Consider the following 13,196-nt stretch of genomic DNA (forward strand, 5'->3'; position numbering starts at 1 on the left):
TTAATATATATAAAGTGGAGGTAAAATGACAAAAAACATAAAACTGATTATGATTTTAGGTTCAACTGCAGTTGTTGCAGGAGCAGCAGCATATCCAATTAAGCTTGCAATAACGAAACTGCAGAAAAATTCATCTAATTCACCTGTTCTTACAAATCAAAAAAGTTTTGAATATCAGAAGGTAATTGAAAACATAGACAATTTTAATAAGCAAAGACCTAGTTTTGATAATTTAAATGCAGAAAAAGATGCATTTGTAAAATTACAAAATCAAATTAATGAGAGAATAAATAAAATAAAAGGTTTTCAAAATAAAATCCAAGACGAACTAAAACGAACGCAAAATATAAATCTTTCTTTTAATCAAAATATCTTACCGATTAAAGAAGATTTAAGGATTTTCTTAAACGATATTATAGACAAAAATAACGAAATACAAGCAGTTAAGTTGAATCAAGAAATTAATTCAGATCAAATAAAATCATTAAAAAGTTTTTTAGACGAAAATAACAATAGATTGAACTCTAAATGAGATATTTATCTAAAATTGATAAAAAAACATAATGAAAATTTGAAAAAACTATCAGCTGATACAGATGAAATTCCATGAGTAAAGCAAAGTTATGAACAAACCGCTTTATTAGAATCTAATATACAAACTTTATTAAATGAAATAAATAATAATGTTTGATTAGAAACCGATGATTTTTTAGGTTACTATAATCATATAAATAAGATTATTAATGATGTTATTGGATTAATTGATTCAAGCGATATATACATAAATTTTTGAATGAAGCATGATTTGAATATTAATATCAATTATGCTAATTCGATTAAGAATAATGAAAGTTCATTAAAAAGTTTGCAACAAAATATGAATTTATTAAATCAGAATTTGCAAACTTATAAAGAAACAGTTAACAAATTTATTGAATCAACAAATTTGTTAAAAAAGACATTATCTGAATCTAAAAACTCACTGCAACAAAAGCAAGAAAGTTATTTAAACTATCTAAATAACTATAAGAAAGTGATTAATGATGCATATACAAAGCAACTTACTTTATATCAAAGCGCATTAAAAACAAGCCAAAACAATGATATAAAAAAAATAGCAAGCAATATGAATGATGCTATAAGCAAGCAAGAAAAAGAATTTGAAGACAAATATAACAAAGAAGAAAAAGCAGAAAATAAATTTAATAATATAAGTAATTTTATAAGTAAGGATTTTTGATTTTTACAAAAGAATTGGTATAAACTAAGTCAAAATGTCTTAGATAACGAGAATAATGTTTCAAAAAAAGCATTTGATAACGATATAAAATTAAACGATAAGAATATTGTAGTTTTAAATTTATATAATCAACTTAATAAAGTAAATCATAGAAATATGGATTTAAAAAATGAACTGATTAGACAAAATAATGGGTTAGATAAAATAGACAAACTTTATAAAGAAAAGAACAGTGATGAACTATATATAAAGAAGCAAATTTTTCTAAGAGATATAGATAAAACTAAAAGATTAATTGAAGATACTGATAACAAAATAAAACAAACTCAAAATCAAATTAATCAAGAAATAAATAAATATGATGAAATATTAAAGAATACCGATAAATATTTTACTGGTTCGTTGCAATTATCTAATGCAAATTCATTATTTTTTTCTATTAATGAAGAAAATATGAGTACTATAAAAGCACAAGGTAGGCAAATAGCATTACTAGAAACAGATATTAATGATAAAAAGAAATTAATCGATTTATTAAAAGGTAATATTAATGATTTAACAGATTCAAAAAGAAAACTTGAATCTAAATTAACACAGTTAGATAATGATAAAAAAGAACTAGAGCAAAAATTAAATGAAACCAAAAAAATAACAAATAAAATGAATCAGCAAAATGATGATAACTTAAAAATTATTAACACAAAAAACAAAGAAATAGAGATATTAAGACAAAAAGATTCTGAAAATGAAAAATTAATTCAAACAAAACGTAATGAAATAGACAGAATAAAAACAGAAAATTTAAAAATTCAAGAACAAATTCAATTTAATAGACAAAAGATACAGCAATTAAATGGTCAACTTGATGGCAAAGTTGAAATAATAGATAATTTAAATACACAAATCCAACAACTAAATGGTCAGCTTACACAGAATCAAAATGCAATAAATGCAAAGGCAAAAGAAATACAACAACTTACAAATCAAAATAGTGAACTAAGAGAGCAAATACAACAAAAAGATGAAGAAATTTTAGAACACCAAAGAACAATAGCAGAAAATACAAAAATTATTGAAGGAAAAGACAAAGAAATAAAGCACTTATTGCAAACATTAAGAAGTGCATATCAAGCAAGAGATGAAATAGCAAATAATACCAAAAATTATGGTGAAAACATTGTAGCAATGTATTTAGAAATAAACAAACTCAAAGAGCAGTTAAATGATGTAAACCAAAAATATTCAGATACAGATCAAGAAAAGAATCGACTTCAGGCATCACTTAATACACTGACTACTAATTTCAACAATTTACAAAACCAAAATAATAACAATTTAAATGAAATAAAGTTACTAAATAAGAGAAACAACGATTTAAAGGACAATAAAACTAAATTATTAACAGATTATCAAAGTATGATTAATAAATATGAATTCGCAAAAAAACAATATGAAGATTTAAAATTAGAAAATTATGAATACAGAAGAAAATGAGGTGTAGCAGGTGAGCTAAACAGAGAAAAAGATGTAACTATTGCAGTTCTGAACAAAAAACTAATTAATTATAGTGAATTAATCAAGCTGGTAAAAGAACTAAGAAATATCTATGATGGTATTTCAAAAAAATCAAAGTATAGATACAGAGAAGGGCCTTCATCTTCTGGATATCCTTATACAGGAAGCGAAATGTATGAAAAAATAGATTATGGTGCCACATATGAATACCATGCTAGAAAATTTCTAGAAAATGCTAAACCATATTATGAAAATGAAGAATAAAGGAGATAAATGAATACACCGAATAAACAAGAATTATCAAATAACCAAATAAACGAATTATTTTTTGAGTATATTGAAAAAAGCAAAAACATTGAATGTTCTGATATTTTCGATTTTACAATATATGAAAAATATTTAATGACATAACATTAGCAGCCTAATAAGGCTGTATTTTCAAATTTTGACATTTTAAAACATAAATTGTTATATAATAATTAAACAAAAATTAAAGGTGATAAAGTAAAATATGAATAAAATTAATTATGGACAAGTATTTACGCCAAAAGATATCGTTTTAAAAATGATATCTTTAATTTCTTTTGATAACAATGCTTTTATATTGGAAACTTCATCTGGAACAGGTAATTTTTATTTTGAATTAATCAAAAAATATAATAATCTTATAGCATTAGAAATAGATGAAAATATAGCACATAAAGGAGCAAAAGTCACATCATATTTTAATACTAATTATCATCCAGATGTTATTATAGGAAATCCACCTTATGTAGATTATAAGAATATTATAGATGCACCCAAAAGTAAATTTTTAATCCACAAACCTAACCTATATTTATATTTTTTAGAAAAAGCATTATCAGATTTAAAGCAAAATGGCGAACTTATTTGAATAATTCCTGCTGCAATTTTTACAACAACTTCTGCAAAGTATTTGTTAAAAATTATTTATGATAATTTTTCAATTACATACTTTGAATTAATCCCTGAAAATATTTGAGAAAACGCTTCTGTTCCTACTGCTATTATAAAGATAGTTAAAGTTAAAAATCATAAAGATAAAATTAAATATTTTTGATCTAATTGAAAAATTTTATTTGGTAAAAAACCAAAATTACCTACAGATATTATTGTAAAAGTAGGTGGAGCAAGTGGCTTCAATTCAAAATTGCAAAAAGGGAATATATCTTTTGTTGTTTCACATACAGAGAGAACAAAACAACTGAATAATATTTTGTATCAACCAAATAAATGAATTCGACCTGTCCCGATCCCACCAAGAAAATTTACATATCAAATTTTTGTTAACTGTAAAACAAGAAATAAAAGACCTTTTTATGTTTTAGATTTTCAAGAAAAAGGCGAATTTATCCATTATGATGCATCAGTTTTGTCAATATATGTAAATTTAGATTATCAAAATACTAAGAAAATTGTTGATATTTTAAACAACATTGACTGAGAATTAATGGGAATAAAAAGAGACGGAAGGTATCATTTTACACAAAGTATCTTACAAGCAATATTTAATTCTTAAAATTGTCATTAAAATCATCTAAAATTTTTGCTCTCTTTTTAACGGATTGAAAAAGTATATTTAATAAAAACTCTTTAGATTGTGCATATGTTCGATTAACTAATTTGCGATTCAAATTAGGATTAAATTGAAAAGGTAAGTTATTACCGTTTGGAATTAAAGATTGCATCCTTTTTAAAGAAGTAAAGAAAATATCCTTAGGACTATTTTTGTTGAATACTAGCAAATAATAATCTGTTTGTGTTGCTTTCAAATTCTTAGCTAACTTATAAAAATAATTTCCTCATGTATTTGAAAAATTTGGATTTATATCACCTGTCAATGCGAAATATAAACCTGTTTTCGAACTTATATTACTTGCTGATTTAAGATTTGGATTAGTTATTTTAATATTCAACGGTAGAAAAAACGAATTATCAGTATTTTTGATTACTATATCATATCAAAATCTTGGTTTTGGTTGTTCATAAATTTTGACATCATATTCTTTTAAAATATTTATTTCATTTTGGATATTTAAAAGAATTTTTACTATTTTTTCTTCATTAAAAATTGAATTAATTCGTCCATCATTGTAACTTTTAGAGAAATTTATATCAAGTTCTTTTAACTTTACAATAACTTCGCCTAAAACTTTATCATAATCGCTTACATAATACATATATTCCTTAAATGTTTAAATTTTACATTAACAATAATAAAATAAAAATAAAGTTGTAAAATAATAAATACAAGGAGATTTTATGCTGAGCATTAATAGACAAATCACTAATAAAATTTATTGATTTATTGCAGTTTTTGTATTATTTTTTGGTAGTCAAGGTTTTCAAATCGGAGCATCAGTATATATTTTTCAAAGTTTAAATAACTTGTGATATATCACTCTTTATTATATTTTAATTCAAGTTCCGATGATATTTGTTTTTATTTTCGGACCAAAAATTATAAAGTTATTCAAATCCAAAAATATTTTAATTTTTTCTGATTCAGCAAGTATATTTATATTATTAATAGTTTTAATCATTGCATTTAAAACACATGATAAAGCACTTTCATATTCTTTAATAGTTGCTAGTGGTTTATTTAGTATAGTCAACTCATTCAGAATTTTAGCATTTAAAAATATTGTCTATTATTTAGCAAACCAAAGCAAAGAACTTCCGATGTTTAATATCACAAACGCATTAGCTATTGCGATTTCGACATTCATCTCTCCTTTATTCACTTTATTTTTATTTACATGACCTTTTTTTGCAGTTGTTATTTTTAACATTATCACATTTGCAATATCTTTATTTTTCTTTATTTTATTAAAGCCTAATCAGCATTCATTAAAGTTAGTTGAAGAACATACACAAGATAAAGTTGCAAAAATTAAATATGAAAAATGAATTTTTGCTCTTAGTTTAGGTTTATTTTTCTCGATATTCTTATTTCCTAAACAAACAGGGATTTTGCAGTTTTTTAATTATATAAAATATGATTATAAAAAATGGTCATTTTTATTTTCGATGATTATAGGTGGTTCAGCTTTATTAGGAACCGGTGTGATTTTAGGTTATATAACAGCAAAAAAGAAAGTATCACGAAATCGGTTGTTTATGGGACTTACAATTGTTGCTTCTCTTTTGAATCTTATTTGAATCCCGATTTTATTTGCTGTAAAGGAAGACAAATTAGCACTGCTTATCACATATATAATTTTAAACTCATTTATGCAACTATCACAATCATTGCTATTTCCTATCGGAAATAATTATTTGTACTTAATTTTTGATAAAAATGAGTTCAATAAACAAAATGCTGTGACATTAATTATACGAATCATTTTTTATTGTTTAATCTTAGTTATATTTACTTGATTAGATGATTCATATGGATTTGAATATATGTTCATCCTTTATGCAATTTTATTCTTTATCATCCTTATTGCAATGGTTATTTCTCGTTATCGGATACATAAAAAAATACATCATTAATTAAAATTACTTTTAATGCTTATTTGTAGTATTAAAAGTAATTTTTGATATATTTATAACTTATATAAAAGCATCAAATGATCAAAAAGATAAAATAATGTATAATTTAATTTATATAGGAGTAAAATGTTTGAAATTAGTGCAACAAATAACGATTCAGGGCGAACATTATTTAAGCTTTTAATTAAATATTTGAATAATGTCCCAGTTTCACGGATAGAGAAGCTTTTTCGAAAAAAAGATATAAAAGTTAATAATAGTAGAAAAGTAAGCAAAGATTTAATAATCAATGAAAATGATGAAATTGTTGTATATGGGATAAATGATATATTTAAAAATACCTTTAAAAAAGTATCATTTGATTTAAATATTTTATATGAAGATGATAATATTCTTTTAATTAATAAACAAGCAGGAGTAGTGGTTCATGGTGATGAACATAGTTTAGATCAACAAGTTCTTTCTTACCTTAATTATAAGCAAATTGATAGTTTTAAACCTAGTCATGTAGGTCGTTTAGACAAAGAAACCAGTGGAATTATTTTATATGCTAAAAATTATGCTTCATTGGTTACTTTAAATGCTTCTAGTAGCAATTTTATTAAAAAATATTTATTTAAAAGTGACTTTAATGAAGTATATAAAGAAGTTGAATTATATTTTGATAAGCAAAATAATAAAATTAAAACATCAGTTAAAGCTAAAGATGGTTATAAATATGCTAAGACTATCTTTTCAATAGAAAACAACAAGCAAATAGCACAATTGCTGACTGGACGCAAACATCAAATCCGTTTATCATTAAAATTCCTAGGTAAACCAATTTATGGTGATATGAAATATGGTGGTAAAAAAGCATCTAGATTGATGCTACATTCATATTATTTAAAATTTGTAGGTTTATCTGGTAATTTATCTTATTTAAATAACTTTGAATTTTATGCACCAGCAAAGTGATAGGAGAAATATGATTAAAATTACTAAAGAAAAACTGAATGAAATTGTTAAAACTTTGATGTTTGAACCTACCAAGCAAGTAGTTAATGACATCCTTGAAAATTGAAATAAACTGCAAAAACAAATTAAATATTTTGATAAATTAGATTTAACAAATGTTAAACCAATGAGTCATATTAATGAAAGTTATCAAATTGATTTTCTTAGAGAAGATGAATATAATGAAGAAGATCGCGTTACAAAAGCAAGAATATTATCTAATGCACCTGAATCAGATGGTGATTATATTAAGTTGACAAAGGTGGTAAAATAGTGCGTAGAATCAAACATCTTGGAAATTATGATGCTGCATACAATGATTTAAAAAATGATAAAAACAATGCTGTTGCGTTCTTATTTCCTTATAATACAGATTTTTATACCAAAGATATGAGTTTATCAAAAGCAGTTTTAACAATTAAAGATAACTATGCAACTAAATGTGCTCCAACATCAGGGTCATCAAAAATTTTAGAAAACTTTGAACCAGGTTATTCAGCAACTGCGGTAAAAAAACTCTATGCTAATGGAGCACACTTTGTTGCCAAAGTACATCTTGATGAATTAGCGCTCGGTGGAACTGGAACTTACAGTGGATATGGGTTAATAACAAATCCGTTAGATAAAAATCGTTATGCAGGTGGTTCTTCATCAGGTTCTGTTGCTACATTTAATGAAAACATTTCGATTGCATTAGGTTCTGATACTGGTGATAGTGTAAGATTACCAGGTAGTTATAATGGAATCCCAGGATTTAAACCATCATATGGAGCAATCAGCCGCTACGGTTTATATGCTTATGCATCTTCGCTTGACACAGTTGCTTATTTTGCTCATAATGTTAATGATATTATCGCAATGTCACAGGTCTTATATGGTAAAGATAACAAAGATATGACATCTTTGGATGTTGAAATTAATGATGTTGTTAAAAGAAAACCCAACAGTGTTATTGCACTTGATTTTTCTGAATTTTGTGAAGATTATGTCAATGATGCATATCAACAATTGTTGCAAAAGTTATCTGCTACAGGGATAAAAGTAGAAAAAATTAAACCAAATATAGATATTTTAAGATGTGTAAAACCTGCTTATGAAATAATTTCCTATTCAGAAGCTAGTTCAAATTTAGCTAATTTAACAGGTATCGGTTTTGCAAATCGTATTGATGCAAGTTCATGAGAAGAAATTATTCGTAGTACTCGTTCAAAACACTTTGGAAAAATGGTTCAAGAACGCTTGTCGCTAGGTAGTTACTTTTTATATGCTGAAAATGTTGAAGAAATGTTATTTAAAGCACAAAAAGCCCGTAGGGTAATAGTTGAGTATTGAAAATCCTTGCAAGATCAAGGTGATTTAGTTATTTTCCCAGCCTTTGCTGCAGTTGCTCCTACTTTTGATGCTCCTAAAGACTACGATGTGATGAGTTATATCTTAACTACTGCCAATTTAGCAGGGAATCCATCGATTACATTACCATTAGCAAAGCATCAGAATTTACCATTTTCGATAGCATTAGAAACCAAGATTTATGATGATAAAAAGTTATTAGCATATGCAGAATGATTTGAAGAACTAATCGGAGAAAAACATGAATAATTTTGAAACAATTATTGGAATTGAAATCCATGTTGAATTAAAAACTAAAACTAAAATGTTTTCTGCAATGTTAAATGATTATAATGCACCGGTAAATACCACAGCAAATCAAATTGATTTAGGATATCCAGGGACCTTACCACAAGTTAATAAGCAGGCTGTAAAGTATGCTATTGCACTTGCTAAAGCATTAAATATGCAAATTGATACACAATTACATTTTGACCGTAAAAATTATTTTTATCCTGATTTACCAAAAGGATATCAAATCACTCAATTTTACCGTCCAATAGGTAAAAACGGTAAAATTGATATCATAGTAAATAATAAAATACGAAGTATCGCAATTGAAAGAATCCATTTAGAAGAGGATACAGCACGTCAACATCACAGTGAGCAAGGGACTTTATTAGATTACAATCGTGCCGGAGTTCCACTGATTGAAATTGTAACATATCCTGTGATAAAAAATTCCGATGAAGCAGTAGCATATGTAGATATGATTAAAAAGACTGTGCAGTCACTTGATATATCAGAGGGAAAACTAGAGCAAGGAACTTTACGTGCTGATATTAATATCTCTTTACGTCCTTATGGTGTAGAAAAATTCGGTACAAAAGTTGAAATCAAAAATATGAATTCGCTTTCTAATATTAAAAAAGCAATTGAATATGAAATTAAATTACAAAGAAGTAAGTTACTTTTAGGACAAGAAATTTTACAACAAACTAAAAGATTTGATGATCAAAGTAATGTCAATGTTATAATGCGAACCAAAACAGCAGCAGTTGATTATCGCTACTTCCCCGAACCGAATATCCCTTATATCAAACTTTCTGATGCATTTATTAATTCAGTGGTATTAAAAGAACTACCACTTGAGCGAAGAGTTAGATATCAAAGTCTAAAAATTCAAAATATTTATATCAATAGCTTATTAGATGATATTAAATTAGCACAGTATTTTGATTTGATTCCTTATGAAAATAAAGAAGCTTTATCAAAAGTATTTTTTGCTGAAATAGTTTCACTTGCTAACTTAAAAGGTGTTTTATCCTATGATTTAGGGATAAAAGTAGAGGATATTGCTAAGGCGATGCAACTTTTAGACCAAGGAGTTATTTCAGGTAAGTCTCTAAAGAAATTGATTCCTTTACTTGTAAACTTTGATTCTGATATCAACGATCTTTTAGACCAACATCAACTTAAACAAATTTCAGATCCAAAACTTATTACAAATTATTTACAAGCAATAATAGAAAATAATTCAGCATTAGTTTCTGAATACTTAAATCGGCCTGAAAAAGTATTGAAGTTTGTGCTAGGTAATTTAATGAAACAGACAAATGGACAAGTAAATCCGATAATTTCAAACGAAATTGCAGTTAAGGTTCTCGATGCTCGCTTCAAAAAATAAACCACTTAGTTACAAAAAACTAATTAAAATGCGAATACCAAAAAAGATATATAAAAGATTTTATCTTAATATTGTTTATTTTGCTACCTTTGATTTCTTTTATTGGATTTATGAGTTTTTTATCAAAGGAATTATTAGTATTTTTGCTTTTATTTTGATTCGCAGTTATAACCAAAATCAAAAAGTTAAGCGTCGTAAGGTTGTAAACTATGTTTATGATAAATTCTCTTCATCTGAATATAATTTTATTTGACTCTCTACTGCTTTTTATATGTTAATTTCCTTTGTTTCTGTTATTTATATTGTTTATTTTTTAAACATTACCATAAATGATAACATTGGTTCATTTACAAACTATGTAGATAGTTTTTATAAAGAAACAGTTGAAAACAAAGATGGTAACACTAGTACTTTTCAAGCACTTTTTAATGTTACTATCTTTAATAAATTTATTCCAGGTGGGGATTTATACTTTAACCCATCACCTGGTAAAATGCATGTTAATAATTTGCTACAAAAGTTATACACCTTGATTCCTGGTTCTTTTGTAGCTTTACCTGCTTTATACATAGCAGCAGGTGGTTATGGAAAACTTATCACTTCTTATAATGTAATTTATTCGCACGAAAAAGTAGGAACGTATTGAGGTAATAAGGCAAAAGGTTTGTTTATTGTGCTTGGTGTAGCTATAATTTTATGAACAATGTCTACTCTTAATATCTTTATTCAGGCTCGTTTATTCAATGCACACAGACTTGATGGAAGTGGTGTTAACGACTTGTTATATATTATTTTTACTATAATATTTTTTATCATAATATTTTTATATTTATTTAAATTTGTTCCTTCCTTTAAAATAAATTTTAAAGGCATTTACAAAGGTGTTATTATTTCTGCTCTTCCATCTGTTATTTTAGTTATCGCATATACATATTTAAGTAGATTATTTACTAATAATAACTATGGAGCAGCAGTAGGATTCTTTTTTAGTATCGGATTCTTTGTGAACTGGTTTGTGTATTTTATGTTTTTAGGAATTACATTTAATAATGCATATTATAAAAGTTATATTAATACAAGGACGATACCAAAAAAAACCTTGGCATGATGGTTTTAAAAAAAACTTATCGATATGGATAAGTTTTTTATTAATCACAAATATTGGTATCTATAATATTATTTAGATGCCTTCTTTTCAAGACGTTTGTTAAATCTATCAATTCTTCCAGTTGCTTTTGCTTGTGTTCTGTTTCCAGTATATACAGCATGACATCCTGAACAAACATCAACTGTAAAATGTTTTTTAGTTGAATTGAATTGAAATTCACTTTGACATGTTGAGCAAGTTACTTTAACTTGATGGTAATCTGGGTGTAAATCTTTTTTCATATTTATTCCTTATTATTTTGAGTAGAACTCAACTACTAATGAATCTTTAATTTCTGGGTGAATTTCTGTTCTTTCAGGTAAGCGATCCAATTTCACACTAAAGTCTTTTCTGGTTAATCAAGCAGATGCTACTTTATTTGCTAAACTTTCAGTAATTTGTACATTTGCTCTTGATTTTTCTTTTAATTCAATAACATCTCCTACTGATACAGTTATTGAAGGAATATTAGCTTTTTTACCATTTAAGGTGAAATGATTATGGTTAACTAATTGACGAGCTTGTCTACGTGTTGAAGCGAATCCGGCACGATAAACAAGGTTATCTAAACGTAATTCTAATAATTGTAGGAAGTTGGTACCTGTAACACCTTTTAATTTGGTTGCTCTTTCAAAAGTTTTACGAAGTTGTTTTTCGTTAAGTCCAAATAGGTGTTTTACTTTTTGCTTTTCATATAAGTGCAATCCGTAATCTGATAGTTTAACTTTTTTATTTCCGTGTTGTCCTGGTGCATATGTTCTTTTTCTACCTTTAGAAAACTCTTTTCCAGTTTCTAATATTGAAAAACCAAGACGACGTGATTTTTTAAATACTGGTCCAGTATATCTTGACATTTATCCTCTTTTCTGCATATAGAAGAGGGTTTATTTCTTGTTTAATAACTTTAACTTAATGCTTTCAAAATTCAGCTTTATCTACTAACAAGTTATACGCGTTAAATTTATACAAAACAATAACAAACTGCTGCTAATTTATGCTTCTTAATTCTATCACAATTTTGTTTTTATAAAAATTAAATGATTAGAATTTTGCAAGAACATGATCAATTTCATGTTTGTGGTTATCTACATAAACTGTAGCTTTTTCTTCTGAAATAGGTTTTACCTTAGTTCCGTTAATTCGGTAGATTTGTACATTTTTAGCACCTAGGAATTTTCATGTTCCTTCAAGTCATGAAACATGTGAACCTCATTGATACCAATCTTGTGGCGCTCCTTGTGAAGCAATAATTAAAACATTAAGGTGATCTAATAATCCAATTGCTTCACCTTTTTTAGAATATTTATATGAAAAAGTTTTATCAGCTAACGAAACACTGTCAATAAAGTTTTTAACTACAACTGAAGCAGCAAAGTTAATCATTGATGTAGAAATAACTACTAAATCAGTTTCTTTTAATAAATTAATTCACTTATCCGAATCAATTTGTTTTCAATAATCAGGATATGTTTTTTTGGTTAAAAAGATGTCTCCATGAGTTTCATTTAGATCAAATCTTTTAACATCTTTACCTTCACTTTTAAATTTTGTTTCAAGATAATCCATAGTATCACCGGTATATGATGAATGATCCTTGTTAATTAAATTACCGTCTAAAAGTAATATTTTTTGCATTAATTCTCCTTTATTTATTTAGGATATTATTATACTATTTTTCTAAAAAGTATAAAAAAACTTACATTTTTATAGGTTATTTTTTGTTTTTTGTTTTGTAGTTGATTAAGAGTGGAGTTTTAATTACT

At 26.1% G+C, this 13,196-nt stretch carries 13 protein-coding genes; 9 read left to right on the forward strand and 4 right to left on the reverse strand.

Translation table 4 applies throughout. The features are described 5' to 3' along the window. The first annotated feature begins 25 nt into the window (after positions 1-25). The 3 genes from ACR82Z_RS02280 to ACR82Z_RS02290 all read left to right on the forward strand — a co-directional run bounded on the left by ACR82Z_RS02280 (position 26) and on the right by ACR82Z_RS02290 (position 4,295). Complete coding sequence (locus tag ACR82Z_RS02280; protein ID WP_435130573.1) at positions 26-3,019, forward strand: hypothetical protein; 2,994 nt, start codon at positions 26-28, stop codon at positions 3,017-3,019. 9 nt (positions 3,020-3,028) lie between these two features. Beyond that, positions 3,029-3,166 (forward strand): hypothetical protein, encoded by a 138-nt coding sequence (locus tag ACR82Z_RS02285; protein WP_435130575.1) that lies wholly within the window; start codon positions 3,029-3,031, stop codon positions 3,164-3,166. Between the two features lie 100 nt (positions 3,167-3,266). Next, complete coding sequence (locus ACR82Z_RS02290; protein ID WP_435130577.1) at positions 3,267-4,295, forward strand: Eco57I restriction-modification methylase domain-containing protein; 1,029 nt, start codon at positions 3,267-3,269, stop codon at positions 4,293-4,295. Here the strand turns inward: ACR82Z_RS02290 and ACR82Z_RS02295 are convergent. After that, the gene (locus ACR82Z_RS02295; RefSeq protein WP_435130579.1) at positions 4,285-4,956 is read right to left on the reverse strand and encodes a hypothetical protein; all 672 of its coding nucleotides are present in this window, start codon (positions 4,954-4,956) and stop codon (positions 4,285-4,287) included. The two genes, ACR82Z_RS02290 and ACR82Z_RS02295, sit on opposite strands and share 11 nt — an antisense overlap. Positions 4,957-5,038: 82 nt before the next feature. On the opposite strand from ACR82Z_RS02295, the gene ACR82Z_RS02300 reads away from it, so the two are divergent. From ACR82Z_RS02300 to ACR82Z_RS02325, 6 genes are all read left to right on the forward strand, one after another. Beyond that, on the forward strand, positions 5,039-6,274 hold the full coding sequence (locus tag ACR82Z_RS02300; protein WP_435130581.1) for a hypothetical protein: 1,236 nt from the start codon (positions 5,039-5,041) through the stop codon (positions 6,272-6,274). A 126-nt stretch (positions 6,275-6,400) separates the two neighbouring features. Further along, a complete protein-coding gene (locus ACR82Z_RS02305) occupies positions 6,401-7,234 on the forward strand; it encodes a pseudouridine synthase (RefSeq protein ID WP_435130583.1) in 834 nt (277 codons plus the stop codon). Positions 7,235-7,241: 7 nt separating this feature from the next. Further along, positions 7,242-7,544, forward strand: a complete 303-nt coding sequence (locus tag ACR82Z_RS02310) for an Asp-tRNA(Asn)/Glu-tRNA(Gln) amidotransferase subunit GatC (RefSeq protein ID WP_435130585.1) — start codon at positions 7,242-7,244, stop codon at positions 7,542-7,544. Beyond that, a complete protein-coding gene (locus ACR82Z_RS02315; RefSeq protein WP_435130587.1) occupies positions 7,544-8,869 on the forward strand; it encodes an amidase family protein in 1,326 nt (441 codons plus the stop codon). Before ACR82Z_RS02310 ends, ACR82Z_RS02315 begins: the two co-directional genes overlap by 1 nt. Further along, complete coding sequence (gene gatB, locus ACR82Z_RS02320; RefSeq protein WP_435130589.1) at positions 8,862-10,286, forward strand: Asp-tRNA(Asn)/Glu-tRNA(Gln) amidotransferase subunit GatB; 1,425 nt, start codon at positions 8,862-8,864, stop codon at positions 10,284-10,286. The genes ACR82Z_RS02315 and gatB overlap by 8 nt, the downstream gene beginning before the upstream one ends. Further along, the gene (locus ACR82Z_RS02325) at positions 10,267-11,403 is read left to right on the forward strand and encodes a YhjD/YihY/BrkB family envelope integrity protein (RefSeq protein ID WP_435130591.1); all 1,137 of its coding nucleotides are present in this window, start codon (positions 10,267-10,269) and stop codon (positions 11,401-11,403) included. The genes gatB and ACR82Z_RS02325 overlap by 20 nt, the downstream gene beginning before the upstream one ends. 59 nt (positions 11,404-11,462) lie before the next feature. On the opposite strand, the gene rpmE is transcribed toward ACR82Z_RS02325, so the two are convergent. From rpmE to ACR82Z_RS02340, 3 genes are all read right to left on the reverse strand, one after another. Then, positions 11,463-11,675, reverse strand: coding sequence for a 50S ribosomal protein L31 (gene rpmE / locus ACR82Z_RS02330; RefSeq protein WP_435130593.1), 213 nt, complete (start codon positions 11,673-11,675; stop codon positions 11,463-11,465). Positions 11,676-11,687: 12 nt separating this feature from the next. Continuing rightward, the gene (gene rpsD / locus ACR82Z_RS02335) at positions 11,688-12,287 is read right to left on the reverse strand and encodes a 30S ribosomal protein S4 (protein ID WP_435130595.1); all 600 of its coding nucleotides are present in this window, start codon (positions 12,285-12,287) and stop codon (positions 11,688-11,690) included. 187 nt (positions 12,288-12,474) lie between these two features. Next, entirely contained in the window at positions 12,475-13,068 is a 594-nt protein-coding gene (locus ACR82Z_RS02340) for an FMN-dependent NADH-azoreductase (RefSeq protein ID WP_435130597.1), read from the reverse strand. Positions 13,069-13,196: the final 128 nt, after the last annotated feature.

The sequence above is a fragment of the Mycoplasma sp. 6243 genome, assembly GCF_051200785.1.
Lineage (GTDB): Bacteria > Bacillota_I > Bacilli_A > Mycoplasmatales > Metamycoplasmataceae > Mycoplasmopsis.